The 26,079-nt window shown below is 65.3% G+C and carries 27 protein-coding genes; 13 read left to right on the top strand and 14 right to left on the bottom strand.

Annotation, left to right across the window (positions count from 1 at the left end):
• The first annotated feature begins 396 nt into the window (after nt 1–396).
• From AC6JAC_RS03870 to AC6JAC_RS03855, 4 genes are all read left to right on the top strand, one after another.
• Entirely contained in the window at nt 397–1,998 is a 1,602-nt protein-coding gene (locus tag AC6JAC_RS03870) for a PucR family transcriptional regulator (RefSeq protein ID WP_497963477.1), read from the top strand.
• Nucleotides 1,995–2,936, top strand: a complete 942-nt coding sequence (locus AC6JAC_RS03865; protein ID WP_028269867.1) for a glutaminase — start codon at nt 1,995–1,997, stop codon at nt 2,934–2,936. The genes AC6JAC_RS03870 and AC6JAC_RS03865 overlap by 4 nt, the downstream gene beginning before the upstream one ends.
• Nucleotides 2,937–2,999: 63 nt before the next feature.
• Nucleotides 3,000–4,514, top strand: coding sequence for an amino acid permease (locus tag AC6JAC_RS03860; RefSeq protein WP_497963476.1), 1,515 nt, complete (start codon nt 3,000–3,002; stop codon nt 4,512–4,514).
• A gap of 242 nt (nt 4,515–4,756) precedes the next feature.
• Nucleotides 4,757–6,532, top strand: coding sequence for a thiamine pyrophosphate-dependent enzyme (locus AC6JAC_RS03855; protein WP_497963475.1), 1,776 nt, complete (start codon nt 4,757–4,759; stop codon nt 6,530–6,532).
• Here AC6JAC_RS03855 and AC6JAC_RS03850 read toward each other — a convergent pair.
• Nucleotides 6,501–7,199 carry a DUF2306 domain-containing protein gene (locus AC6JAC_RS03850; RefSeq protein ID WP_497963474.1) on the bottom strand — a complete coding sequence of 233 codons (699 nt, stop codon included), beginning with the start codon at nt 7,197–7,199 and terminating at the stop codon, nt 6,501–6,503. The two genes, AC6JAC_RS03855 and AC6JAC_RS03850, sit on opposite strands and share 32 nt — an antisense overlap.
• 404 nt (nt 7,200–7,603) lie before the next feature.
• On the opposite strand from AC6JAC_RS03850, the gene AC6JAC_RS03845 reads away from it, so the two are divergent.
• On the top strand, nt 7,604–7,801 hold the full coding sequence (locus AC6JAC_RS03845; RefSeq protein WP_028269864.1) for a hypothetical protein: 198 nt from the start codon (nt 7,604–7,606) through the stop codon (nt 7,799–7,801).
• A 94-nt stretch (nt 7,802–7,895) separates the two neighbouring features.
• On the opposite strand, the gene AC6JAC_RS03840 is transcribed toward AC6JAC_RS03845, so the two are convergent.
• The 8 genes from AC6JAC_RS03840 to AC6JAC_RS03805 form a co-directional block, all read right to left on the bottom strand.
• A complete protein-coding gene (locus tag AC6JAC_RS03840; RefSeq protein WP_347899158.1) occupies nt 7,896–8,885 on the bottom strand; it encodes a cyclase family protein in 990 nt (329 codons plus the stop codon).
• A complete protein-coding gene (locus AC6JAC_RS03835) occupies nt 8,882–9,139 on the bottom strand; it encodes a hypothetical protein (RefSeq protein WP_347899156.1) in 258 nt (85 codons plus the stop codon). The genes AC6JAC_RS03840 and AC6JAC_RS03835 overlap by 4 nt, the downstream gene beginning before the upstream one ends.
• 14 nt (nt 9,140–9,153) lie before the next feature.
• Nucleotides 9,154–10,491, bottom strand: a complete 1,338-nt coding sequence (locus AC6JAC_RS03830) for a TRAP transporter large permease subunit (RefSeq protein WP_347899154.1) — start codon at nt 10,489–10,491, stop codon at nt 9,154–9,156.
• Between the two features lie 78 nt (nt 10,492–10,569).
• Nucleotides 10,570–11,349, bottom strand: a complete 780-nt coding sequence (locus AC6JAC_RS03825) for an NAD(P)-dependent oxidoreductase (RefSeq protein WP_347899153.1) — start codon at nt 11,347–11,349, stop codon at nt 10,570–10,572.
• A 33-nt stretch (nt 11,350–11,382) separates the two neighbouring features.
• Nucleotides 11,383–12,012 carry an RraA family protein gene (locus AC6JAC_RS03820; protein ID WP_347899151.1) on the bottom strand — a complete coding sequence of 210 codons (630 nt, stop codon included), beginning with the start codon at nt 12,010–12,012 and terminating at the stop codon, nt 11,383–11,385.
• A gap of 35 nt (nt 12,013–12,047) precedes the next feature.
• Complete coding sequence (locus AC6JAC_RS03815; protein ID WP_347899149.1) at nt 12,048–13,049, bottom strand: tripartite tricarboxylate transporter substrate binding protein; 1,002 nt, start codon at nt 13,047–13,049, stop codon at nt 12,048–12,050.
• A gap of 68 nt (nt 13,050–13,117) precedes the next feature.
• Nucleotides 13,118–14,620: a tripartite tricarboxylate transporter permease gene (locus tag AC6JAC_RS03810; protein ID WP_347899147.1), complete on the bottom strand. Its 1,503-nt coding sequence runs from the start codon at nt 14,618–14,620 to the stop codon at nt 13,118–13,120.
• A gap of 2 nt (nt 14,621–14,622) precedes the next feature.
• Nucleotides 14,623–15,126: a tripartite tricarboxylate transporter TctB family protein gene (locus AC6JAC_RS03805; RefSeq protein ID WP_347899145.1), complete on the bottom strand. Its 504-nt coding sequence runs from the start codon at nt 15,124–15,126 to the stop codon at nt 14,623–14,625.
• 121 nt (nt 15,127–15,247) lie between these two features.
• On the opposite strand from AC6JAC_RS03805, the gene AC6JAC_RS03800 reads away from it, so the two are divergent.
• The 5 genes from AC6JAC_RS03800 (at nt 15,248) to AC6JAC_RS03780 (ending at nt 19,048) form a co-directional block, all read left to right on the top strand.
• Nucleotides 15,248–16,051, top strand: coding sequence for an IclR family transcriptional regulator (locus AC6JAC_RS03800; RefSeq protein ID WP_347899143.1), 804 nt, complete (start codon nt 15,248–15,250; stop codon nt 16,049–16,051).
• A 162-nt stretch (nt 16,052–16,213) separates the two neighbouring features.
• Complete coding sequence (locus AC6JAC_RS03795) at nt 16,214–16,591, top strand: cupin domain-containing protein (RefSeq protein ID WP_347899141.1); 378 nt, start codon at nt 16,214–16,216, stop codon at nt 16,589–16,591.
• A gap of 23 nt (nt 16,592–16,614) precedes the next feature.
• Nucleotides 16,615–17,085, top strand: coding sequence for a dimethylamine monooxygenase subunit DmmA family protein (locus AC6JAC_RS03790; RefSeq protein ID WP_347899139.1), 471 nt, complete (start codon nt 16,615–16,617; stop codon nt 17,083–17,085).
• On the top strand, nt 17,082–18,059 hold the full coding sequence (locus AC6JAC_RS03785) for a PDR/VanB family oxidoreductase (RefSeq protein ID WP_347899137.1): 978 nt from the start codon (nt 17,082–17,084) through the stop codon (nt 18,057–18,059). Before AC6JAC_RS03790 ends, AC6JAC_RS03785 begins: the two co-directional genes overlap by 4 nt.
• The gene (locus AC6JAC_RS03780) at nt 18,056–19,048 is read left to right on the top strand and encodes a heme-dependent oxidative N-demethylase family protein (RefSeq protein ID WP_347899135.1); all 993 of its coding nucleotides are present in this window, start codon (nt 18,056–18,058) and stop codon (nt 19,046–19,048) included. Before AC6JAC_RS03785 ends, AC6JAC_RS03780 begins: the two co-directional genes overlap by 4 nt.
• A 75-nt stretch (nt 19,049–19,123) precedes the next feature.
• Here the strand turns inward: AC6JAC_RS03780 and AC6JAC_RS03775 are convergent, their stop codons facing one another.
• The 3 genes from AC6JAC_RS03775 to AC6JAC_RS03765 are packed head-to-tail and all read right to left on the bottom strand — an operon-like array spanning nt 19,124 to nt 21,386.
• Nucleotides 19,124–19,621, bottom strand: coding sequence for an SRPBCC family protein (locus AC6JAC_RS03775; RefSeq protein WP_028269850.1), 498 nt, complete (start codon nt 19,619–19,621; stop codon nt 19,124–19,126).
• A gap of 14 nt (nt 19,622–19,635) precedes the next feature.
• Nucleotides 19,636–19,968, bottom strand: coding sequence for an ArsR/SmtB family transcription factor (locus tag AC6JAC_RS03770; protein WP_347899132.1), 333 nt, complete (start codon nt 19,966–19,968; stop codon nt 19,636–19,638).
• 41 nt (nt 19,969–20,009) lie between these two features.
• Complete coding sequence (locus AC6JAC_RS03765) at nt 20,010–21,386, bottom strand: NtaA/DmoA family FMN-dependent monooxygenase (RefSeq protein WP_028269848.1); 1,377 nt, start codon at nt 21,384–21,386, stop codon at nt 20,010–20,012.
• Between the two features lie 163 nt (nt 21,387–21,549).
• Between AC6JAC_RS03765 and AC6JAC_RS03760 the strand changes: the two genes are divergently transcribed.
• The 3 genes from AC6JAC_RS03760 to AC6JAC_RS03750 are packed head-to-tail and all read left to right on the top strand — an operon-like array spanning nt 21,550 to nt 23,538.
• On the top strand, nt 21,550–21,984 hold the full coding sequence (locus AC6JAC_RS03760; RefSeq protein WP_307864368.1) for a YqfO family protein: 435 nt from the start codon (nt 21,550–21,552) through the stop codon (nt 21,982–21,984).
• A complete protein-coding gene (locus AC6JAC_RS03755) occupies nt 21,981–22,730 on the top strand; it encodes a cyclase family protein (RefSeq protein WP_497963473.1) in 750 nt (249 codons plus the stop codon). The genes AC6JAC_RS03760 and AC6JAC_RS03755 overlap by 4 nt, the downstream gene beginning before the upstream one ends.
• 46 nt (nt 22,731–22,776) lie before the next feature.
• Complete coding sequence (locus tag AC6JAC_RS03750) at nt 22,777–23,538, top strand: IclR family transcriptional regulator (RefSeq protein ID WP_028269845.1); 762 nt, start codon at nt 22,777–22,779, stop codon at nt 23,536–23,538.
• Here the strand turns inward: AC6JAC_RS03750 and AC6JAC_RS03745 are convergent.
• A complete protein-coding gene (locus tag AC6JAC_RS03745) occupies nt 23,531–24,307 on the bottom strand; it encodes an IclR family transcriptional regulator (RefSeq protein WP_028269844.1) in 777 nt (258 codons plus the stop codon). The two genes, AC6JAC_RS03750 and AC6JAC_RS03745, sit on opposite strands and share 8 nt — an antisense overlap.
• 180 nt (nt 24,308–24,487) lie before the next feature.
• On the bottom strand, nt 24,488–25,945 hold the full coding sequence (locus AC6JAC_RS03740) for an amino acid permease (RefSeq protein ID WP_454699466.1): 1,458 nt from the start codon (nt 25,943–25,945) through the stop codon (nt 24,488–24,490).
• Nucleotides 25,946–26,079 lie beyond the last annotated feature (134 nt).

Raw genomic sequence — 26,079 nt, 5'->3', positions numbered from 1 at the left:
TCGTGCCGGGACTCAGTCAGGCACCATCTGGCCGCGCTTGAGAGCGCCTCGATCGTCCGTTCCAACATTGCTCCGGGTGAAAGGGGCCGGTGCACGCCCTTCTACGCCCTCGCCCCTGCAACGCCCGGAAAGCCAGAAAAAACAGGGTCGGAATCCTAGCTGGGCGGCGCCGGCCGCTATCAGAGCGGACGACGGCGGAACCTCCTTCCGTCGTCCGCTTTGCCTTTCCGGCCGGATTCCCATGCCCGGCTCCCCCGGCCGACCGCGCCTTGGTTTGGGGACCTAAAAGGCAGCGCTGGATTTAGTCCGGCATCCATATTTTCCGCGAAATGCTCTGGATAGCATGGAGTGACCGGACAGAGCCGTCCGGTCGGGTATCAACGCAGAAGGAAGCCCATGGCCGCAGCTACAGTGGACGACATCCTGTCGGATCTCCCCCTGGGTTTCGCCAGTCTCATTCTCCGGCCGTCCCGCGCAGATTCGCCGATCGAACGCTTCGTGATTGTTGACGCCGACGACGAAACATCCGACGGCGTGGCCGCGTTCGTCCTGCTGATCGGCGTTCGGGGACGCTCCGCATTGCCGGCGCTGCGGCGTCTGCTGAAAAATCCTCCCCTTGTGCTTGCCGTTAAGGGCAGTCCGGGCGAACTCGAGGAAGCTGAAGAGCTGCTCCGGGCAGCGGGAACGGGCCTGCTCCTGGTGGAACCGGCCGCGGACTGGGACCGGCTCCTGTCCATCGCCAAAGACCGGATCATGCCGCGCAGCTACCAGAGCGAAGTGCTGACGCTGCTGGAAGAAGACCTGTTCGCCATCGCGCAGACCACCGCACGCCTGACGTCCAGCCACGTGGTCATCGAGGACGCCGCCAACAAAGTCCTGGCCTACTCCACAGTGACCAATGACATCGACGAGCTCCGCAAGGCATCGATCCTTGCCCGCCGTGGTCCGCGAAAATACGAACTCCTCCTCAAGGACCTCGGCGCCTACCGCGAACTGCACCGGACACGCCTGCCTGTCAGGGTTCCGGCCCGGCCACAGGACGGGCTGAGGGAGCGCGTGGCCGTCGCCCTGTTCGCCGGCGAGCGCATCATGGGCTACATCTGGCTGCAGGAAACCGGGGACGGATTCGGCGCCGACGTCGACTATGTCCTGACCGGATCGGCCGCCCGGGTGTCAGCCGAGCTGATCCGCTACCGCAACCAGCAATCGGTGCACATGCGAGAGGACCGGATCGCGCGGATCCTTTCCGGCCCCGCGGAAGCCGCAGCGAGTGCACATAGCGAGAAGATCCCGGCGGACCGCCCCTCCGCACTGATCCTGCTGGGAATGTCCGCCGCTGAGGCGCAGGAAGACGATGCAGCCCTGAAACACGGGGAACTCGCCAACCTTGCGTCCATCCATGCGGCGGCCTACAAAGCGTCTGCCATCGTGGGGCAGTTCAACGGCGACACCGCCGTGATCGTCCCGGGACTTCAGTCCGCCAACGCCGAAGCCGGGCTGAGAAGCCTCGCCGAGGCCATCGTCCGGGACGCGGGGAAGCACCTGGGCATCAGTCCGTTCGCGGCAGTGGGGCCGATCGCCCCCGACCTCTTGTCGATTCATTCGGTGACCGCCAAGGCGGAGGCCCTGCTCGGCTGCATGCGGCGGTCAGGGACCGCGACAGTGGCCGCGTTGGGCGACTTCGAGGTGGACATCCTCTTCCGCGAGGCGGTGCAGCACTTCACGGCCTCCGACTTCCGCCATCGCAGCCTCTGGACCCTCCTTCGCGACGATGGCGAACTGGCCGAAACCCTACGGGCGTATTTCGAGGCATCGCTGGACGTGGCCGAATGCGCCCAGCGGATGAGGATGCACAAAAACACCGTCTACTACAGGATCAGCAAGATCAGCCGGGTCACCGGCCTCAACTTCAGCAATCCTCGAGATTCATTGGTCGCCCTGCTCCACCTCCAGGAGTGGGCCGCCACGCATAATAAGGAGCACCTGGGCAAGAAATGATGACAGCACTCGATTCACCGCCTCTTGGCCTGGTCCTGGCTGACATTGTCCGCAGCCACCGGCCCCGGAGTGAAGCCGGCTCGGTGCCCGCCAGCATCCCCCACCTGTCATCGCCGCCGTTCGACCGCTTCGGAATCGCGGTGGCTACAACCTCCGGGGACGTGTTCAGCGCCGGCGACGCCGACCTGCCCTTCTCGATCCAGAGCATCTCCAAGGTTTTCACCCTGGCCATGGCCCTCAGCGCCAACGACCCCGGCAGGCTGTGGTCCCGGGTGCTCCGCGAACCGTCGGGTACCTCGTTCAACTCCCTGGTGCAGCTTGAAGTGGAGCACGGAATCCCCCGGAACCCGTTCATCAATTCCGGCGCCCTCGTGGTGACCGACCACCTGATGGAAAGGTTCCCCGACGCTGCGGGTCATGTCCTGCAGTTCCTCCGCCGCCAGGTGGGGCAGCACAGTGGGCAGGGACCGTTCATCGATGAGCTCGCCGCAGGGAACGAGCTCGCCAACAGCAGCCGCAACCTGGCGCTAGCCCACTTCCTGAAGACCTTCGGCAACCTGCACCGGCCCCCCGAGGCCGTGGTGGAGAACTACGTCAGGCAGTGCTCCATCATGATGAATTGCGTCGAGATGGCGAAGGCCGGGCTGTTCCTTGCCCGCGGCGGGCACGGAACAAACGGCCCCGTCGTTTCCCGGAGCGAGGCCAAGCGCATCGGATCCATCATGCTCACGTGCGGCATGTACGATGCCGCCGGTGAGTTCGCCTACCGCGTCGGCCTTCCCGGTAAGAGCGGTGTGGGCGGCGGAATCCTGGTAATCGTCCCTGGCGAATGCGCTATCTGCGTCTGGAGCCCGCGGCTGGACTCCAAGGGAAATTCTCTGGCGGGCTCGGCGGCCCTCGCTGACCTGTCCGACCGCACCGGATGGTCCGTTTTCTGATCCGGTCCCGCACTTTTCCGTTCCACCCCCAGTTAGATCTTCAACCGGTCGAAAGGATCACCCATGCCCAACAACCCCAATGACGAGGTTGGCCAGTACGAGGCCGACAGCGGCCACGCGCATGCCTCCGAGAGACTCCTTCACGCGGAGGACAAGGGCTACCACAAGAGCCTGAAGCCGCGGCAGATCCAGATGATCGCAATCGGCGGCGCAATCGGTACCGGCCTGTTCCTCGGTGCCGGCGGCCGGCTGAATGCCGCAGGCCCGTCCCTGGTCATCGCCTACGCAGTCTGCGGCTTCTTCGCCTTCCTGATCCTCCGCGCGCTGGGCGAACTGGTGCTGCACCGCCCGTCGTCGGGCTCATTTGTCTCCTACGCCCGTGAGTTCTTCGGCGAGAAGGCAGCCTTTATCTCGGGCTGGTTCTACTGGATCAACTGGGCAACCACCACCATCGTGGACATCACCGCCGCAGCGCTCTACATGAACTTCTTCGGCCACTACATCCCCTGGATGGGAGCCGTACCGCAATGGGCCTGGGCCCTGATCGCCCTCATCGTCGTGCTGTGCCTGAACCTCGTCTCGGTCAAGGTCTTTGGCGAGATGGAATTCTGGTTCGCCATCATCAAGGTCGCCGCCCTCGTCGCATTCCTGCTCATCGGCACCTACTTCGTCATCTTCGGCACCCCTGCGGACGGCCAGGCCGTCGGTTTCAGCCTTATCAACGACAACGGCGGAATCTTCCCCAACGGCATCCTGCCCATGATCATCCTCATGCAGGGCGTATTGTTCGCCTACGCCTCGATCGAGTTGGTCGGGACGGCCGCCGGCGAAACCGAAAGCCCCGAAAAGATCATGCCGAAGGCCATCAACTCCGTGGTCTTCCGCATCGCCGTGTTCTATGTCGGCTCAGTCATCCTCCTGGCCCTGCTGCTGCCCTACACCTCCTACGAAAAGGGCGTCAGCCCCTTCGTGACCTTCTTCGGATCCATCGGCATCCAGGGCGTGGACGTCATCATGAACCTCGTGGTCCTCACCGCCGCTCTGTCCTCACTCAACGCCGGCCTCTACTCCACCGGCCGCATCCTTCGCTCCATGTCCGTGGCCGGCTCCGCCCCCAAATTTGCCCAGCGGATGAACAAAGCCGGCGTACCCTACGGCGGCATCGCCATCACCGCCGGCGTCTCCCTCCTCGGCGTCCCGCTGAACTACCTCGTCCCTTCCCAGGCCTTCGAGATCGTTCTCAATGTCGCCTCCGTGGGCATCGTCGTCACCTGGGCCACCATCGTCCTCTGCCAGATGCAGCTCAAACGCTGGGCGGACAGGGGCTGGCTGAATCGCCCGTCCTTCCGGATGTTCGGCGCTCCCTACACCGGCTACCTCTCACTCCTGTTCCTCGCCGGCGTCCTGGTGATGGTCTTCATCGACTCCCCGCTCACCCTCGTGGTTACCCTCATCGCCTGCGCCCTTATGGTCGCCGGTTGGTACGCCTGCCGCAAACGGATCCACGAAATCGCCGAGGCACGCGAGGGCTACACCGGCGCCGCGCCCGTGGTGGCCAACCCGACTCCCATCAGGTAACTAGTCCCGCGACCGCCCCCGGCTCGCCAGCCCCAGACCCCACCAACAACCGACGAAAGCCCGCCATGAACAGCCAAAACCTGCTGAGCCCGCAACCCCACGGGACGCCAACGGAAACCCAGACGACTGACAGCTGCGAGGACGGCTGCTACTTCTGCACCGGACCGGAAACCGACTAGGTGCCGCCGGCGCCTCCACCCAAGAGACGTAACCCAACGCCCAGTCCAAGAAGACAAGTAGTGATGACAACGGAGTCCGCATCCACCATGACCGCAACCGACACTCAGTCGTTCGACAGCGACACCATCAATCAGATCGCAGCCCAGCCAGCCTCCGCGGCTGACCCCGGAGCACTGAACCCCGGCGGCAGCCCGACCGGCGGTACTACCGCGAGGTCCGCCGGGCACGTGATTGTTGACTCCCTCGTGGCCCACGGAGTGGAGCGCACCTACGTTGTTCCCGGCGAAAGCTTCCTGGACGTGCTGGACGGGCTGCACGACTCCAAGATCGACACTGTGGTCTGCCGGCACGAAGGCGGCGCCGCGTATATGGCCGAAGCCGACGGCAAGATGAACCAGCGCCCGGGCGTCGCAATGGTGACGCGCGGACCCGGTGCGGCCAACGCCCACGTCGGCCTGCACACGGCCTGGCAGGATTCCACACCCATGCTGCTCTTTGTCGGGCTCATCCCCTTTGCGCACCGGGACCGCGAGGCATTTCAGGAATTCGACATCAAGGCCTGGTTCGACACCGGAGCCAAGCGGGTTATGGTGCTTGACCATGCCGAGCGGGCGTCCGAGATCGTCGCGGAAGCCATATTCGCGGCCATGAGCGGGCGGCCAGGGCCCGTTGTGGTGGGCCTGCCGGAAGACATCATCCGGCAGCAGGTTGATCCGGTGCTTCACCCGAGGATCCCCGTGGCCGCGGGCGGCATGAGCACCACCGACGCCGAAGCACTCGCCGGCGCCCTTGCACTTTCCACGAAGCCGCTGTTTGTCACCGGAGGCAACGACTGGACCCAGGAAGCGGCCGGCCTGCTCACCGGCTGGCTCGAAAAGCACCACATCCCGGCCGCCGCGGAATGGCGTACGCAGGGTACGGTGTCCTTTGATTCGCCGTCCTACGTGGGCCCGATCGGCTACGGACGCCCCCGCCCCACGTACGACCTCCTGCAGGAAACCGACCTGCTCGTCTTCGTCGGGACGGTCCCTGGGGACGTGATTACCGACGGATTTGTCTGCCGCCAGGACTGGAACAAGCAGAACTTCCTGGTGACAATCGACCCCTCGCTGCGCGGCCGTTCAGGCCCCGTCTCACGGCAGATTGTGGCCAAACCGGATGCCTTCGTCCGCGACCTGCTGGGCATCGACCTCGCCGTGAAAGACGAGTGGAAGGCCTGGACCGCCAGGATGCGTGCCGAACAGACGTCCTTTGCCGCCCTGCCGCCGGCCGAGCCGGCGGCAGGGCCCGCCAGGATGGACACCCTGATGGCCAACCTCGTCCCGCGGCTGCCTCAGGATGCCATCGTGACGTTCGGAGCAGGCGAGCACACCAACTGGGCACACCGGTACTTCCCCACGCGCCGTTACGCCTCCATGATCAGCGCCAGGAACGGCTCCATGGGCTACTCCATCCCGTCGGCCATCGCCGCCTCGCTGGCCAGTCCGCAGCGCCGCGTGGTAACCATCGCCGGCGACGGGGAGTTCCTGATGAACGGTCAGGAGCTGGCCACTGCAGCCCAGTACGGGGCCACGCCACTGATCATCGTGATGGACAACCAGGAGTACGGCACCATCCGCACCCACCAGGAACGGCACTACCCGTCCCGGATTTCGGGGACTCAGCTGAAGAACCCCGACTTCGGCCTCATGGCCAGGGCGTTTGGCGGGTTCGGCATCACAGTCACCCGTGACGGGGACGTGCCGGACGCCCTCGACGCCGCGTTCCAGGCCATCGACCGGGAGGGAAGGTTTGCGCTCATCCACCTCATCGTGGAACAGCGGGTGAAGGCGTACTGACTGGTCGGCGGGGCGCCTTCCCTGCTCGGCGACGGATGACGTACTCGGCCACCGCCACGTTGATCACCCAGCCCGCACCCAGGAGCACCACGCGGGTGGGCACATCGGTGGGGCCGATCAGGAGCAGCCAGGGAATGCCCACCAGCGCCTGGGTCCCCGCGCCCACGCCGATCGCGTAGGCCCGCGTCATCCAGGCGCCGTGCCGCACGAAGTCCCGGCGCCTGATCGCATCGAGCCCCAGGACGATGCTCACCAGCATGGCCGAACCGAAGAACAGCCGTAGCGGCACATCGGCATAGCCGTCCGGAAGTGGATAGAACACGGACATCCACAGCCCCGAAAGCGCTGCGAGCAGGCCTGCCGGGATGAGGATGCGCCCGGCGATGCGGTGCCAGCCGCGCCGGCCCCGCAGCGAGGGGACAAACTGGAACGCCCCGAGCAGGGAGTAAACCGTAACGCTGACAATATGCGCCACCACCGGGACGGGAGAGGCGAAGAACCGCGCGTTCTGTGGCGTGACAGCTGCCCCGGACGTCAGCTCGGTCAGCCGGAGGGCACCGAAAATCACCGGAATGAGGCTGAGCAGCAGCAGGCCTGCAGGTACGGGCCACTGGGGCCGGGTACGCCGGACGGAGGCGGCAGGAGGGCTGGTGGTGTTGGTGCTCATGGCGGGTCCTTCGCTGGCCGGTGTACGGCGTACACCTCTTGCGAATGACCATAGGTGTACACAGTACACTTGTCAAGGGATCCGGGCTCCTGCAACATCGCCGGTACGCCTGTGATGAGTCTCACGCGCAATGAACGGCCTATTGGCTTGAGACGTCACCGCCCCTCTGTGCATCATGGAAAGGACGGTTGAGAACACGATTTCACAACCGCACCAGCCCTGATTTGGCGCTTCGGCGCAGTGAATGCAGCGGCAACGAACGACCCAACCTGGTGGACGCAACGAGGCCAAACCAGTGAGCTCGCCGAGCTGCGCAAGGCCTCTGAGCGTTCATGGATTGTCCCGTCCCGGGCTCCGCGCCGATGCGAAGCCCATGACCCAATTGATGAATGAGGCACCGAATAATGACGTTCGAAACCAATCACTCCGTAACCCTTAAGATCTGGGACCGCTCAGCTATCGATCACACGCTGGACGCCCTGGTGCACGACATTTCCACGAAGGCCAACGCCCACCGGAACGATGTTGCCGTCACCCTCAGCGGACCGAACACTTTCACGGTCAGCCTGAACCGCAGCTCCGCCCAGGGCGCCGCAGTCTAGGAAAACCAAGCACAACAAAAGCCAGCGGACGACGGCGGGAATTCCCGCCGTCGTCCGCTGGCTTTGTGGTTTAAATTTTCCGCCTGAGGACGAGTTACGCCACCGCCGTGGCGTTGGCGGGCGAACCGGTTCCTCCGGTGATGTTGAGCGGTTTGATGCTGACGAAGGCATCCCAGTTCCCGGTGGTTTTCAGGTGCCGGCTCAGGGGTCCGAGCCGCCACAGTTCACCCAGGGGCATGCCGAGTTTGGCGAGCAGCTGCTGGTGCATCATGCCGTGGTCATTCGGGGCGGAATGAAGGAACGGGCTGGTGGCCACGGGTGGCAGGCATTCGAGGGCGAAGTTGTCGGCGGCCAGCAACGCGATGCGGTTGTCCCAGGCCCACGCAACGAAGTCCCGGGACTGTTCGACGCCGCTTGCCCGCCTGCTGTCACGGAGCCGCCGTCTGTCCTCCGGGGGCAGTGCCAGGAACCACTCGCACCAGCCGGTGTGGAGCATGAGGATGTCGCCCGGGCGGAGGCTGAGGGACTGGGCCTGGACGGCAGCCTGGATCAGTTCGAGGCCCAGGGGCTCACCGCCCTCGTGGTCGATGGGGTTGCCTTGCCCCGCGCGGTAGCCGTCGAGGTCCACGAGCACTCCCCTGCCGACGATAGGCCGGTCTGCCCACGCCTGGATGCCGAGGTCCGGGGTGCCTTCCCTGATCCGGTCATCAGCGGTCCCATTGTAGAAACCCACGTCATCCGCCCTGCGGTGCCGGAGCCCGTCGATCTGCGTCGAGCCCTGGAGGTAGTACCCGTCCAGATAGTCGTCGCGGTGGGCCGGATGGGAGGAGTAGATCGTGTGGCGCGGGGCGCTGCGTTTGAGTGACATTCCGGGATCGAAGGCGTCCGCCGGGTAGTCCAGGCCAAAAACAGTCCCGGTCCTGATGGAGTTCCGGGCTTCCAGGACAATGTCCTGCGTGATGAACGAGGGCGTTCCGCGCTCGGGCTCAGGGAACAGTCCCCACGATGTGCCGGCGGGGTTGCCCGTTCGTTCGAGCAGTTCGTCGAAAGTCGGGTAAGGCACGGCGTCCGTTGTCCCTTTCATCGCGTTGTTGCCTCCTGCGGAGTCTGCCCCTGCTTCTGGTGTCGCTTGTAGCTCAGCAGGAATCCGGCGACGGCGCAGACGGAGGCTGCGACGCACATCGGGGTCTTGATCGCTTCGTTGAGGAGTTTCAGCCATTCGCCTTGGCCGGCGATCAGGGCGATGGCCTGGCCGGCCACGAACACCACTCCCCCGACGAGGAGCGCCGCAAGGGTCAGGACGAAGATGATTTCGGTGGTCCTTCTGATCTGGTGCATGGGTCGTGTTTCCTTTAGATCGGCAGGACGCCGAGGATGATCAGCACGCCGATGCCCAGCAGCGGCAGCGCGTAGTGGGTGAGCAGTCGGGCGAAAGTCCTTATCGGGTCCACGTCTGCGATGCCGCAGGCGACATACAGGGGCGCGCCTCCGGGCGGGACGGCTGCTTCGCAGGATGAGAAAACCAGTACGGCGACGGCCGCGGTGGTCGGCGGAACCCCGGCGGCAACGAGTGTCGCGACGCCCACCGTTCCCACGGCAGCCATCGTGGCTGTTGCGGAGAGGGGCGCGGCGACGGCGATGACGATCAGTCCGATCAGGATGGCCAGCAGCCACAGCGGTAAGTTCATCTCGCTGAGCAGCGCGGTCATCTGCTTGGGCAGTCCGGTGGCGGCGAGGGCGTTTGCCCCGGCGAAGGCGAAGACCACCGTGACACCGACAACGCCGAATCTCGGGGCGGAGTTCTGCAGCAGGGCCCACCAGGCCTGCCTGCCGGCGGGCAGCTGCTTCCTGCCCAGCAGTGCACCGGTGATGATGAGGACCACCGGGATCCAGACGACGACGCTGACGGACTTGGTGATGTCCCCGCCGGTCCAGTCCGACAGCGCCGAGGCGATGGCGCCTGAGGTGATGACCAGCGGGATGGCCACGACGACGAACAGCAGCATCGTCGTCCAGCCGCGGCTGAACGCCGTCCGGACGGGCAGGCGGTGTGCGGCGTCCAGGGGGGCCATCCCGCTCTTGCGGATCAGCAGCCAGGTGACGATCAGCCGGTGCAGGAAGCACCACAGCCCCCCGATGAGCAGCGGCAAGACGAGTTCGTTGACGTTCAGCAGGGGCCCGACGGTGGCGGACCCGACGAGGACGAACATGGAGGCGCTGAACGGAAAGGTGATCCCCATGCCCGCGTTGCCGGCCACGAGCGTCGCGGCCGAGGGCTTGTCGAGCCGGGACTTCTCCATCCAGGGGATGGTCACGGAACCCACGGTCGCGGCGATGGCGGCCTGGTTGTGGACCACCCCGCCGAGGCCGGCGGACGCCACGGTGGACACCCAGGCGGGGCCTCCCTTAACGCCGCCGATCAGGGAGTTCAACAGGTCGATGAGCTTGTCCAGCACCCCGGTCTTGTCCAGGAGATACCCCATGAAAACGAATGCCATGGTGGCGTAGACGATTTCATCCGTCACCGCCGAGTACAAGGAGGACCAGCCGATCTGCGCCCCGGCAGCCCCCGTGAACGGGAGTACCGCCAGGAATCCCAGGATCATGGCCTCCCCGACGCTGCGCTTGACCAGGGTGGTCCAGAGCAGGATGACGGCCAGGTAGGCGCCAAGGGCCCATATGCCGATCATGCTGCCGCTCCTGACGGGGAATTTCTTGCTCGGTAATCCATCGTTGCTTCTTGTCCCTGATTCTTCCTGATGCCCGGATCAGCGCAAGGCCGGTGCCGGTTCCTGGGCCATGCGTGTCAAGGCGCCGGATGAGGCCGTGGTCATCTCTGCCGGAACCCCAAGGTCCGACAGGTAGTCCGCAGTGTCCTGCATTTCCTTGGAGCGGCGCAACGCGTGCTTGGCCGTGCCCGTGAGGAACCTGTCGATGACCGCCTGTCCGTCGCCCGCGAGTTGCCCTGCGATCTGCGCCCGGATCCACTCTTCGAGCCCGGCCGCCCTGCCCGCGGTGACGGCCTCGACAACCACGGACGCCAGTCCCTTCATCAGGACACTGCGAAGGAGCTTATGGGCCATGGCCGCGCCGGGCTCGCCCTCGGCGATTTCGATCCCGGCACCGAGCGGGGCCAACAGATCGGCAACGGCCCGGGACCCGGGCCCGCTCACCATCAGGGGCGTCTTCACCCCCTGGGCGGGAACGGGTCCGAGAATGGCGACGTCCGCGAAAAGTGCTCCGCCGGCCAGCTCCCCCAGTTCCCTCATGACTCGTGGCGAAGAGGAGGTGAAGTCCGCGTAGCAGCTGCCGGCCGGCATGGCAGGCAGGCATTCCCGGGCGACGCTGCGCGCGGCGGCCGCTCCCGTGAGGACGAGGACGATCTCCGCGCCGGCGCAGGCTTCTGCCGCCGTTGCGGCCCGGGCCACGCCGGCCGGGGTGGATGGCGCGACGGGATCGAATCCTGTCACGCTGTGGCCGGCGGCGACGAGGGCGGCCGCGTAGGTGGCTCCTGCCTCACCGAGGCCGATGACGGTGCACGCTATCATTTGAGTTCTGCCTTTCGTGTAGTTGCGCTCGGCCTAGTGCCGGTCTGCGATGATCGCGGCACGGCGGCTGGTTTCGTCGGCGAAGACGGCTTCGGCGGCGTCGGCCACCGCGGCTGCCTGTTCCCTGGGGATGACCACGACGCCGTCGGAGTCACCGATGATGATGTCCCCCGGCAGGACCGGGACGCCGCCGAAGGAAATGGGGGTACCCAGTCGGGAAGGGCCGTTCTTGTACGGGCCTGCCGGCGTGATGGCGCGGGCGAAGACGGGCATGCCGATCTCGCAGAGGGCTTCGGCGTCACGGGCGGCCCCGTCCAGGGCGAAGCCGGCGATGCCAAGGTTGATGGCGCGTTCGCCGATGAGTTCACCCAGCAGGGCGCGGGATTCATCCCCGCCGCCGCTTACAACGATGACGTCCCCCGGGCGGGCGAGCTGAAGAGCGCGGTGGATCCCCTGGTTGTCTCCGGGGCGGGTCCAGACGGTAAAGGCGGGTCCGGCGAGGCGGGCGCCGGTCCAGACAGCCTGGATGGCGGAGTCAGCGATTCCCAGGCGGTCCATGGCGTCGCCGATGTTGGCGGCGGGAAGTTTGCCGAGGCGATCGAGCACGTTTCGTTCGGGGCGGGGGAAGTCTGCGTCGATGTCCTCAAGGACGGGGATTGTCATGATGGTGTCTTCCGTGAGTGGCGGGTGTTGGAGGATCAGTCTTTTTTCTGGACCAGCGGGAGGACCTTCTTGAAGTCCTCCTCCTGCCCTGCCCAGAACGTCCGGTAGTCCGTACCGTTGAGGTAGCTGGTCTGCAGGCCGAGGTCCTTCATCTTCTGGACAACGGCGGGGTCCTCAATGGCCTTCTGGAGGGCAGCTTCGATCTTCTTGGCAACTGCGTCGGGCAGCCCGGCAGGGGCGGAGTAGCCGCGCGCGGTGCCGGCTTCCACGTCGTAGCCGGATTCCTTGAACGTGGGAACATCCGGCAGGGCAGGTGAGCGCTCTGCGGTCATGACGCCCAGCACACGGGCCTTACCCTGCTTGGTCAGGTCGTTGACGTCGCTGACGTTGGCGACCAGGACGTCCACGTGCTTGCCGAGGAATGCGGTGGTGGCCTGGGAGGCGCCTTCGGAGAAGTGCACCGGGGCGAACTCGGAACCGGTGGTTTCCTGGATCTGGGCCAGGGCGAAGTGTTCGCCGGTCTGCAGGCCGGTGGTGCTCGCGGTCATGGACTTCGGCTTGGCCTTGGCGGCGTCGAGGAGTTCCTTCAGCGTCTTGTACGGGCTGTCAGGCTGGACGGCGATGACGGCGGGGTCAATGACCTGGCGTCCGAGGGGCTGGAAGCTGTCCCGCGTGTACTTGGCGCCGCGGGCCGGATCCAGGGGTGAAGCAACCACTGACGGGGAGCCGGTTGCGCCGATCGTGTATCCGTCCGGCTTGGCGCTGGTCAGCTGGGTGTAGCCGATCTGTCCGCCGGCACCCGGCTTGTTGATGACCTCGACGTTGGTGCCGAGTTCCTTCTCCAGGATCGGCTGGACGAGGCGGGCTGCGGTGTCCACGGCCCCGCCGGACGAGAAGGCCACGATCAGGTCGATGGACTTGCCCTTTTTCGGGAAGTCATCCCCGGCGCCGGTGGCTGCGCCGGCATTGGCGCCGCAGCCGGTGAGGGCGATAAGGGCTGCTGCGGCGAAGGCTGCGGTGATTTTTGTGCGTGACAAGGTCTTCTCCTTTGAAGAGATGTAGGGGCTAGGGGGTGGTTGGTGGTCGGACAGGGGAATGAGGCGGTTTAGGTTTCGGGATCTTCGTTCAGGGCCTTGGGTTTGCGGAGCTTGAGCAGGGGGCTGAAGACGATCAGGAGGCCGAGGCCGATCAGGACCACGGCGATGGGGCGGTTGACGAAGATGCCGAAGTCGCCCTGGGAGATTTCCAGGGACTCCCGCAGGGAGCGCTCCATGAGGGGGCCGAGCACAAGGGTCAGCACCATGGGGGCCAGCGGGATATCCAGGTGCCGCAGGGCGAGACCGAGAAGGCCGAAGCCGATCATCACGAAAACATCGAAGACGCTGAAGTTGATGGTGTAGGCGCCGATGACCATAAAGAGCAGGATGAGGGCGGTCAGGATCGACGAGGGTACCCGGAGGATGGACGTCCACAGTCCCACCAGCGGCACGTTGAGCAGGAGCAGCAGGAGGTTTCCGATGAAGAGGCTCGCGATGATCGCCCAGGCAATTTCGGAATGTTCGGTGAAGAGGGTCGGGCCCGGTGTGAGCCCTTGCTGGAGGAAGGCCCCCATCAGCACGGCGATCGTCGGCGACGCAGGGATGCCCAGGGTGAACAGCGGGATCAATGCGGCGTTCGCGTGGGCGTTGTTTGCTGTTTCGGGGCCGGCGACACCTTCAATGGCGCCCTTGCCCAGCTCGTTGCGGTGGCGGGAGAACTTCTTTTCGGCGCCGTAGGCCAGCAGGGATGACACTGAGCCCGTCATGCCCGGGATGAGTCCCAGCCCGAAGCCGATGCCCGTGCCGCGGGCCATGGCCGGTGCGCTTCGGCGCCATTCCCTGCCGGTCGGGAGCAATGAACGCAGGTTCGGTGCATGCACCGCAGGGGCCTGCGAGTCCTTGCGGTAGGACAGGAGTTCCGAGAGCCCGAAGACACCCACGATCACGGCGACGAAGCTGACGCCGTCCAGGAGCCTGTCCATGCCGAAGGTAAACCGGGGGGCGCCCGCCACCGGGTCGATCCCGACCATGGCGATCAGCAGGCCCAGGGCACCGGAGATGACCGCTTTGACCATGGACTTGCCGGCGAGCGCGACCAGCAGGGAGATGCCGACCACCATCAGGGCGAAGAATTCCGGCGGCCCGACGAGCAGGCCCAGTTCCCCCAGCGGCTTGGCGGCGGCCACCAGGCCGATGGTCGCGATGGTTCCGCCGACGAAGGATCCCACGGCGGCGATGGTCAGGGCAGCCCCGGCCTTGCCCAGCTTCGTCATCGCGTAGCCGTCGATGGTGGTGATCGCTGAGGCAGCTTCACCGGGCGTGTTCAGCAGGACACTGGTGATGGTTCCCCCGTACGCGGTGCCGTAGAAGATGGCGCACAGCATGATGATCGCGCCGGTCGAATCCAGGTTCAGCGTGAGGGGTATGAGTAGCGCGACGCCGGCAACGGGTCCGATGCCGGGCAGGACGCCGATGATGGTGCCCAGCAGGCAGCCCAGGAAGGCAAAGAGCAGATTCTGCCAGGTCATGGCGGCCGCGAAGCCGCCGAGAAGTTCGTTGAGGGTATCCACGTCTAGAGTCCGATCAGGTTCAGCGGTGTGAAGGCCGAAACGGGAAGGGCGACGTTCAGGCCGTAATTGAAGGCATAGAACGCGCCGACGCTTCCGGCGAGGGCGATGATCAGCGACGACACCCAGGTCCGGCGGCCGCGCAGTTTCAGGTGGTACAGCAGGAACAGGAACATGCTTAGCTGAAAGCCCAGCAGGTCCATGAGGGACGCCAGGAGAACAAGGCTGACCACAACGGCGATCACCACGCCCCGGTCGATCCCCTCAGCCTTCCCGCTCGGCTGGCGCAACTCCTGGATCAGCCAGAGAGCTGACATCGCCACCAGCACTCCCCCCATGGCGAACGGGAACAGGCCGGGGCCGGGGCCCAGCGACGTCCAGAGGCCGAGGCCGACCGAGCTGACAAGGACGTACACGCCGACGGCGGCGAACGCGCCGATGCCCGTGAGCACCGACGGAGCGACGCGCACGGCGCGCCCGGGTTTGGTCAGTAGTGACTCCGTTGTCATCGTTTCCTTCTTACGTTCCGTGATCATTCATTTCATAGAATGAAAGAATGTTTCGTCTGAAGAAATAGTGACAGGCGACACAAAGCATGTCAAGCGCAAGGAACTTACATAGAATGAAAGGATGACGGTGACTTCCACACACTCGGCCGGCTCTGCCGAAGAGGGCGGGGCGAAGGCCGGGAACATGCGTTCCCTCTCCAGGGCGCTGGAGGTCTTCGCTGAACTGCAGCGCGCGGAGCGGCCCCAGCGCCTGAGCGACCTGGCCAGGACTTGCGGGATGAGCCTGCCCACCACACTGCGGATCCTGCGCGTCCTTCAGGATTTCGGCATGGTCAGCCAGACCGACAAGTCCTACCGGATCGGGCCGGCCGTCCTCCCGGCAGCACGGAGCTATCTCGAGAACGATCCGCTCGTGGTCGCCTCCCGCCCGGTCCTGCAGCAGGTGGCCTCCCAAACCGGACTGACCGCATCGCTCTACACGCGGCTTGGTTTTGAGCGAATCCTCGTTGCGCGAGTCGACGGTGAAGCCCCCCTCCGCTACGACCTGCCCCTGGGCAAACGCCTCCCGCTCACCGTCGGGGCGGCGGGCAAGATACTCCTTGCCTCGGCGTCGGCCGAGGAACTGCAGCAGGCCGTGGGGGCGGCCATTGCGGCAGGCCACGAGGACGGCACGTTCACGGTCGAGGGGCTCCGCGCCCGGCTCCCCGAGGCAGGCACCGACTTTTCCTTTTCCGCAGACGAACGGGCTACCGGCGTGCTGTCAGTCGCCGTCGCGATACCCAACCGGTCCGGCCGCCCCAGCGAATCGATCGCTTTGACCAGCCCGGTGGAAACGGCCACCGAGCCCGCCCTCAAAGCCGCCGTGCCGGAGCTGCGGCGCGCTGCCGGCAGGCTATCGGAACTTCTCGAGGGCTCCGTTTACTAAGCGGGGACCGGGCAGCACCCGGCAGCCGTCCCAAGCGACACCCGATGTTAAATCCGGATGACGCGGCCGACCCGGGATTGGAACGGGGAGTTAACTCTTCCGAAACCCGCGGCCGTTCACTGTGATGAATCATGGTTTCACCACACTATTTGAGGAGAAACCATGGAACCCTTGACGGGCACACTCAGCACGGCCGGCGCCATCCACAAAGTTGAAGGCGGCTACATCGGCCTGCCGTCGATGAACGAACCCGGGTGCGACGCCGCCATCGGGGACTCCCTCTCGAACCCCGGCGGCTCGGCCATCAGCGCCGGGTTCTTCGAACTCAAGGCCTCGGAGCCCTTGGTGTACGAGTACACCTATGACGAAATGAAGGTGGTCGTGCAGGGGGAGTTCATCCTCACCGACCAGGCGACAGGGGACGTGACGCACGCCAAGGAACGCGATGTGCTGTTTTTCCCCAAGGGCACGACGGTCAAATTTGAGACCCCGGACTATGCGCTGGGCTTCTACACCGGCCACCGCTCGTTCGCACCGTAGGCCCCTCGATGTGTCCCATCGCCATGGCACCGGCCGCTGGCACCGGACCCGAAGCCGGCTTCCGCGGTGTCATCCGGGTGTCGTTCGGAACGGCAGCGGTCCCTGCGGCGGAAGGATCGGCCGGCATGGCCGGGCATGACGTCCGTTTCGATGCCGCGGACCGGGAAGCCCTCGCGAGCCTGATAGCCGTGCTTGAACAGGCCCGCGTCGGGGTCCGGCTGATACTCGCCGGTCCCCCGGCCGACGTCGCCGCAGCCGCCGCAGCGGCCGCTGCATGCGGACTGCTGGAGGAGGAGGTGACCCTGCTGGCCAACGAATCCGGGCGGAGGCTGGTCTTCTGCGCACACTGCCGCACCGCCAACACGACCGTTCAGGGAGTTGGCTCGGAGGTGGACTGTGAGGGATGCGCCACCACGCTGGCCTTCTCGGGCCACTTTTCCCGGCGCATCGGCGGCTACCTGGGATTCGCAGCCCATGCCGAGGAGGCAGCATGACCGCGACGGCACTCCAGGCCAAGGTTCATCCCGCGGTGGAGGGCGGCCTGCTGTTGGAGGTGGCGGATCTCAGCGTGCAGACGGCTTCCGTCACCAGCATCACCTTCACCGACCCGGCGGGGACGGCGCTGCCCGGCTATGTGCCGGGGAGCCACCTCGTGGTCCAGTACGGGGACGGCGCCAACGCCTACTCGCTCACGGGGTCCGGCAGGCACCCTTCCGAATACACCATCTCCGTGCTGCGGGTTGACGACGGCGCCGGCGGATCCCTTGCGATGCACCGGCTCGCGGTCGGGGACCTGGTCCGCGTTTCGCATCCGCGCAGCGCGTTTGCACCCGTGGCAACAGCCAGGCACCACCTGCTGATAGCGGCAGGAATCGGAATCACCCCGATGCTCTCGCACGCCCGGGCGGCCGCCGAACGGGACAGTGAGGCGACGCTGGTCTACGTTTACCGGCCCTGTCAGGGAGCACACGTACAGGAAGCGCGGGAGCTGCTGGGGCCGGCACTGGCCGAATGCACGGACCGTGGGAGCTTCCAGGAGGAACTAACGCGCCGGCTCACGGACCAGAAGCTCGGAACACATCTCTACGTGTGCGGACCTGCCGCGTTCATGGACACCGTCCTGGCCCGGGCCCGGGAGCTTGGCTGGCCGCAGGGCCGGCTGCATTCGGAGCCATTTGGCGCCGTCGAACTGGACCAGGGCGAGCCGTTCACGGTGAACCTGGCCCGCAGCGGCGTCACGCTGGAGGTCCCGGCGGGCGTTTCCCTGCTGGAGGCCCTTGAAAACGCAGGAAAAGGCGTCCCCAACATGTGCCGAAAGGGCGTCTGCGGCGAATGTTCCCTACCGGTCCTGCGCGGGGCACCCCTGCACCGGGACCTCTATTTGAGCGAGCAGGAAAAGTCCGCGAACACCACCATGATGTGCTGCGTGTCCCGCAGCCTGGACCAGGAATTGGAGTTGGACCTGTGAGTTCTAGCGTCATCGACGGCACTGCCGTCCTCCCCGAGCGGATTTCCCGCTTTCCCTTCCCGTTTCCCAGTGACAGCTACCGCTACAGCACCAACGTCGAGCCCGCCCTCAAGACGGTGGTGACGGAAGCGGGCGCCTGGGGCGGCCGCCTGCTGGACATCGATGAGCACTACCGTCACGAGCTCACGGAACGCGACGCGGTGCTGACCAGGGACCCCACCCGCCTGCAGGTCCTCCCCCACATGCGGCCCGCCGTGTGGGACGCCATCTCCACCCTGCTGCCGATTATGGCCGCGGAACACCCTGACGCCATGTCCTTCGACCGGGACGGAAACGCCTGCCGCTGGCAGAACACCCTGCAGGACCTCGATCTCGAGTTCACGCTGGGCGACGACGGTTCCTTGCCCGTGGAACCCTTGCGGTTCCTGGGCAGCCAGATCCAGGACGACATTGCGCTTCTTGACCAGCGCGAGGGCGCACTATGGCTCGACGCGGGACTCGTCACGTTCGCTGCTGACTGGTCCTTCGGTTTCGACGTCGGCATGAAGTTCCTCGAGGTCCACGGCCCCGTCCCCCGCGTGCACCAGGAACAGATCATCACGCGTGCGCAGCAATTCCTCCTGCGCCTGCAGCCCGGGGAAAAATACCGCAGGGCCAACTGGACCATGACCGTGGACCGCAGGCTGGACACCTCCACCGAAACCTACCCCCAGTGGGCCCGGGACCGCGCGACCGTGGCCGGCGACCCCGCCCTGCCGGACAGGCTCCACCTGCGGGTGGAAGTGCAGCACCTCATCCGGCTCCCCCACTCCGGGGCCGTCCTGTTCCTCGTCCGGACGCACCTGCTGTCCCTCTCGGACATTGCCCGGGTACCGGCATGGCGGGAACGCCTCGGCCGCGTCCTGGCCGAACTTCCGGAGGACATGGCCGAGTACAAGGGCATCAGCCGCTACCGCAGTGCGGCGTCAGCCTGGTTGCTGGGCACCTAAACGCGAGCGGACGACGGCGGGAATTCCCGCCGTCGTCCTCCTGCCCCTTTTGCGTGAAACATCAGGTGCAGACAGTCAGGCCCTGGCATGCTCGGCGAGGATTGCATCGATCTGGCCCGCGGCCTCCCGCATGCCTTCCTCCATGCCCATCTTGACCATCTCTTCCATCTGCTCTTCGGAATCGAAGGTGGACATGATGGTCATGCGGGTGCGGCCACCGATGTCCTCAAGGTCAACAGCGGCATGGGCACTGCCCATGGCATCCACGGGCGCTCCGGTTTCGTCAGCGAAGCCGTCATCAAATTCGAGCTTGCGCGGCGCCTCGATGGTTCTGAATTTCCACCAGCCTCGGGGCTTCTCGCCTTCGGGGGTGGTCATGTAATAGTCGGCCATCCCTCCGGGCTGGAAGTCGAACCGGTCAAACGTGGCCGGATAGTTGGGCGGGCCCCACCAGCGCTCAAGCTGCCGAGGGTCTTCCCAGATCTGCCAGACGCGTTCGACGGCGGCGTCGAACTCCGCCACGAGGGTCAAGCTGAGTGCCTCGAGATTCTTGGTGGAACTGATAACGGTCATTGCGGAACCCTTTCCTATCCTTCAGCGAGAATGTCTGCGATCCGCTCGGCACGCTGCCGCCAGATCGCCTCGTACTCATCGAGCAGCCGGCGGGCCTTCTGCAGGCCTTCATGATTACCCCGCACGATCTGCTCCCTTCCGCGCTTCTCCTTGGTGACCAGGGAAGCCCGTTCCAACACCGCCACATGCTTCTGGACGGCGGCGAAACTCATGGCGTAGAGGGCGGCGAGGCCGGAAACGGAATACTCGGCCACCGTGACCCGCCGGACGATATCGCGACGGGTGGCATCGGCGAACGCCTGGAACAGGCGGTCCACTTCGGCATCACTGAGCTGATCTACAACCATTTGGTTGTAGGATATGTCTGTCGTGTCCGGGTGTCAATGGGTTAGCGCTGGCGAAATCCGGCCCCGTAAGCCGCGCCTGCCATCAGGTCCGCACCGTCGGCGCGGAGCCTGGAGCGCAGGGTGCCCTTCTTCGGTTCCGTGTCGTAGAGCCCTCGCTTGGCAAGTTCCGGCACCACCATTTCGGCGAAGTCGTTCAGGGAGCCAGGACTCACCAGCGGGTTGATCATGTAGCCATCCAGCCCCGACGCCGTGGCGTGGTCCTGGATCTGCGACGCAACGTCCTCGGGTGTGCCGATGAACAACAGGTCCGTTCCGCGCGTGACTTCCGAAAATTTACGCCGCACATCCCCGGCAGTGAGCGGTTGCTCCTGCGGCGCCCCCTTGACCACGTAGGAGGTGAGTCCGTTGGACACCGTGGTCAGCGGCTCGTCGTCGGCGTATTTGCTGAGGTCGATCCCGGTGTCGCCGGCATAGCTGACCAGCTGAGCCTCCAGGTGGTAGTTGCGCTGCAGATCCTCATACTTTTCCTGAGCTTCGATCGCCGTGGGAGCGGTGATGATCCGGGCGAGCGCCATGGAACGGACATCGCCGCCGGGACGGCCTGCCTCCATCGCCCGGTGGTTGATGTCCGCCAGTCCTGCGGCGATTTCCTCGGGGTCTTTTTTGGGCAGCAGGATCACTTCGGCATGCCTGGCGGCGAATTCACGGCCCCGCGGCGACCACCCGGCCTGGAACAGGGTGGGGGTCCGCTGCGGCGACGGCGAGGTCAGAGACGGGCCGTCCACGCGGAAATGCTCGCCGTCGTGATTGATCGGCCGGACAGAACCGGGGCGCGCGTACACCCGTTCGCTTTTATTGCCGACGACGGCGTCGCCTGCCCAGCTGCCTTCCAGCAGTTTGTAGAAAACATCCATGAACTCATCCGCGCGGCCGTAGCGGTCCGCGTGCTTGAGCATCTCGTCCATACCGAAGTTCCGGGCGGCACTGGAAAGGTATGACGTGACGATGTTCCAGCCGATCCGGCCCTTGCTGAGGTGGTCCAGGGTGCCGAAGCGGCGGGCAAGGGAGAACGGGTGCTCGTAGGTGGTCGAGGCCGTAATGACGAAGGACAGTCGCTCGGTCAGCGCCGCAAGCGCCGGCACATACATAAAGGGATCATTCGCCGGCGCCTCCACGGCCCAGCCCAGGGCGGCGTCGGCGGATCCCCCATAAACGTCATAGAGGCCCAGAACGTCGGCGAAGAACAACGCGTCAAGGTTGGCCTGTTCGGCGGTGACGGCAACATCCCGCCAGCGGTCCAGGGAATTGACGGCAAGGCGGTCATCCAACGGGTGCGTCCAGAGGCTCGGCGCACCCCCGCAACCGACGCTTGCCTGTTCGTAGAGGGCGAAAAGCAGCGGGGTGGCGGGGGTGCTCAAGGCGGATCACTTCACTTTCGTGGACGGGACAATGTCAATCTATGTGCATCATATACAAGTAAATATGCTTGTGCTGCTCATCACAGTCTGTCAGGATGATTCAAAAGCCGCACGGACGGCTCCTGACGATCGAAGGAAGAGGCATCAAGGCATGGATATTGGAATGAAAAGTGTGCGCAAACTCCGCGTCCACTGGCCCATTGGCGCTGGTTCCCTGAGGCGGCTGGTGGAGGGTGACCTGGAGGTCCTGAAGGCGGACCCCGGCCTCTCGTCACTTTTCGACACACTGGAGTCCTGCCCGGATCTCGGGGACTTCGGGAACTACCGGCATGTCTTCGAATCGAGCCTCGGATTCGAGGGGTTCACGGCCTCGGCCGGAGCAAATCCCACCTTCGGCCGCGCAGATGAAAGAACCTTTTCGCCCACCTTTGTCCTGACCACGTATCTGGACGCCGACCTGTCCGACGAAGCCGTCAGCCGGCTCGTGGAGCGCATGATCGAAGTTCACCCGTGGGAGGTGCCGGTCATCGAACTTTCCGAGCCGGTCCGGGTTTCCACGGCAGCGTCTGTTCGTCCGGCACTGGGGCGGGCGTCATGACAGTCCAGGCCACCGGGCTCTGGGAAGGATTCCAGTCGTTGCTGTCCGGCCGGTCGTTCACCGATCTGACGCACGCCTTCCACCCCGGCCAGCCACACTTCCCAGCGTTTCCGGACGAAGGCAGGACGGCCCTGTTCGACCTGGACAGGGGCGACGGCTTCACGGCGCACGTCTACTCCATCGTCGGCCAGTGGGGCACCCACGTGGACCCGCCGTCGCACTTTATCCGGGGAGGTCGAAGTCTGGACATCATCCCGGTGGAAGAGATGATGCTGCCCCTGGTGGTGCTGGACATCAGCACGCGGGCCGCGAGGGACGCCGATGCAACGCCCACTCTCGATGACGTCAGCGCATGGGAGGAGCGCAACGGCCGGATGCCGACGGGCGCGTTCGTGGCGCTCCGGACCGGCTGGAGCAACCGCTGGCCGGACCCGGAGGCGATGGCGAACCGGGACGCCGACGGCGTCAGCCACACTCCGGGCTGGTCCCGGGACGTGATGACCTTCCTGGTCGCCGAGCGGGACATCACGGCGATCGGCCACGAGCAGACGGATACCGACCCGGGCATGGCGACATCGCGCCAGGACTTCAGCCTGGAAACCTACATCCTTGCCCAGGACTGCTGGCAGATAGAGTTGCTCGCCAATCTTGACGGCCTGCCCGAATCGGGGGCGGTGCTTGTGGCCACCTGGCCGAAGCCTCAAGGCGGGAGCGGATTCCCCGCTCGGGTCTTCGCGATCCACTAAGGACAATCCACTAAGCCGCGGGTAGCCAGCAACTAAGATCGGATCCATGTCGAAAATCTCCAGCATGGGCCGCGGAATGCAAGTTGTCTTCGCCGTCGGCTCCCGTCACGCTGGAGGAGCGCGGGGCGCGACCGTCGCGGACATCGCCGCAGATCTCGGCAGGGACCGTAGCCAGATCTCCCGCGGCCTTAAGGCCGCCCAGCAAGAGAATTTCCTGCTCCGGGGCGAGCACCGGGAGTATTCGCTGGACTGGAGCTTCTACACGGATGCCCAGCTACTCACTGAGCAGCGGCTCCGGACGGAAGGCATGACGGCGTTGGAGGGGCTCGTAGAGGACACCGGGGAAGGCTGCTTCCTCGGCGTCCTCAACGGGGACAGCACCGTAACGATCGGCGAGCATGTCCCACCGAACAGCAGGATGGTGGGCTCGTGGATCGGCCGGCCCTACCCCGCTTACTGCAGCGACGCAGGCCAGGCGCTGCTGTGGGACTCCAGCGACGCAGAGGTCCGGGCGGTATTTAGCCAGACCGAATTTGTGCGCCATGGCCCCAACACCCCCGCCGATATTGAGGACTTCCTTGCTCGCTTGGCCAGGGCACGGGAGCGCGGATATTCCATTGTGGATGAAGAGGCGGAGCCTAACCTGTATTCCGTGGCCGTGCCCTTACGCGACTTCCGCGGCGAGACCATCGCTGCCCTGCAGGTGGTCGGATCAAAGGCGCGGCTGGAACCGAAACGCGAACAGATTGCCGCCGCAGCCCTGAAGTGGGGCGGCCGGCTGGAAGCGGCCCTGGGGCGTCCTAGCTGACTCCGGCGCCGTCCGCACCCACCGCCGCGAGGCGCTTTGCCGCCGAGTGCAGCGCATCGGCAATTTCCCCGGTCCGGAGCTCAACAGCGTTACGGCTGCCCAGGACGGAGAGGGCTGCGCTGACCCGTCCGTCCGGATCCCGCACCGGCACGGCCAGCTCATGGACATCGTGCTCAAACTCCTCGGCCGCCCTGATGAAGCCCTGCGGCCGGTCCTGCTCCATCAGTTCGCACACTTCCGGCAAAGAGTGGGCCGCCCTGGGACCGCCCACGCCGATAAAGTCCATGCCCTGAAGAAGCTTCTCAACCTCGGCTGCCTTGTGGTCCCAGAGCAGGGCACGGCCTGATCCCGTGCACCAGACGGGTGTGACCATGCCCGGTTTCACAAAGCTTCCCAGCACGCCGTCATTGCTGGACGTCCTGAGGAGGATCACCCGTACACCGTCACGGACTGACAGCCGGGCCCGCAGCCCGAACTCCGCCACGAAGAGTTCCAGTTCGCTCTTGGCCTGGCCGATCCAGCCGACGTTAAGGCTGGCCGCAAGCTGGAAGAAGGCAGGACCGGCACGGAACGGTCCGCGTTCCACACGCTCCAGAATGGCCAGCTCGCACAGCTCCTGGGTAAGTCGGGACACGCGGCTTTGGTCCATCTCCAGTTCGGCGGCGAGCTGGGATACCCCCAGCAGTCCCCTGCCCCTCTTTTCGCGGTCAACGATCAGCCGGACAATGCGAAGGCCTTGGCCCAGCGATGACGCTTCCGACAATTCCAAGCTGAACCGCTCCCTCTGGTGGACTTCAACGCCCATTCTCACACAGCCCGGGCAGTGGTGACGGGACAGTTTTCCTCCTGCCGGAAACGCCCGCCTTCGGAGAAACCCGCCAGAGGCCCGGCGGCCGAACACTGGTTCAGCCGCCGGGCCGGCGGTTTGCCGCAGCACTGCCGTAGGCGGCTACTTGCCGAGCTGCTGCCGCCGTCCGTACTTGTAGTAGAAGAAGGCGTAGCAGGCGCCCACAAACGGAATGCCGAAGTACAGGGCTGCGACCTGGTTCGGGTCGAAAGCGATGCCGATCAGCGAGACGAGGCACAGCGCGAAGGCAAGGATCGGAACCACCGGGAACAGCGGCGCCTTGTAGGCGAGGTCGTCGATGTTTCCGCCGTTCCGCACGAAGGCCCGCCTGTGGAAGAAATGCGACGCCGTGATGGACATCCAGACCCCCACAACAGCGAACCCGGCGACGGAAACCAGCGCGAGATAGACCGATTCCGGAGCGACCACGCTGCTGATGAGCGAAGCCAGCCCGCCGACCATGCTGACGCAGAGGGCGGTGAGGGGAATCCCGCGTTTGGTCAGCTTCCGGAATGCCTTCGGCGCGTGCCCTTCCTCGGACAGGGAAAAGAGCATCCTGGCGCAGGAGAACAGGCCGCTGTTTCCGGCGGAGAGCAGCGCGGTGATGATGACGAAGTTCATGATGTCCGCGGCATAGGGGATGCCGATGGAGGAAAAGACGGTGACGAAGGGGCTCTCGTCCAGGCCCACCTGGTCAAAGGGGATGGTGGCGGCGATGACTGCGATGGCGCCCACGAAGAAGATCAGCAGGCGGAACACCGTGGTCCGCATTGCCTTGGGAATGCTTGTCTCGGGGTTGGCCGTTTCGCCCGCTGCGACGCCGATGAGTTCCGAACCGGAGAACGCGTAGAAGACCGCCAGGGCAGTCACCAGGACGCCGGAAAAGCCGTTGGGGAACAGTCCGCCCGACGTGTTGAAGTTTTCGAGCAGGAACGGGTGGGAACCTCCGGCCAGCGGGTGGAACCCGACCAGCGCTGCGCCGCCAAAGGCAATCAGGACCACGATAGCGCCCACCTTGATGATGGAGAACCAGAACTCGGATTCGCCGAAGAACCGCGAAGAGACCGCGTTCAGGGCAAACAGTATGGACGCGAAGACGACGCACCAGACCCACACGTCAATTCCCGGGAACCAGCGCTGCATGAGCAGGCCGGCCGCGGTGAACTCGGATCCCAGGGCCACGGCCCAGCACAGCCAATACAGCCAGGCCGTGGTGAAACCGGTGGCGGGACCGATGGATCTGGCCGCGTAGATGTGGAACGCGCCCGAGACCGGATAGGCGATGGCCAACTCCCCGAGGCAGGCCATGACGAGGTAAACGACGAAGGCGCCCACGAGATACGCCAGAACCGCGCCCAGCGGTCCGGCCTGGGAGATCGTGTAGCCCGAACTGAGGAAAAGGCCCGACCCGATGACGCCGCCCATGGCGATCATCACCAGGTGCCGCGGGCCCATGGATCGCTGGAGCCCCGGCGCCGGACCGCGCCCTGATTCAGAGGGTCCCGCTTCAGGCAGTAAAGAAGCCTGCGGATCCAAGCGGGTTGTGGAGGAAAGTTCCATGAATTGCTCCCGGGAGAGTAGTCGAGGTGCGAACGGGATTGATGCACCGGAAAGCCTCGGAGGGCGTTGGGGACCAGACCGGTAAACCCAACCACCGTGATGAAAGTAACACCAAAAGGCCTTTTTGATCTTTA

It is taken from the genome of Arthrobacter sp. KUASC02, assembly GCF_059739395.1.
Note: the sequence above shows the minus strand (reverse complement) of the source record. Positions and strands in the feature narration are given on the sequence as shown.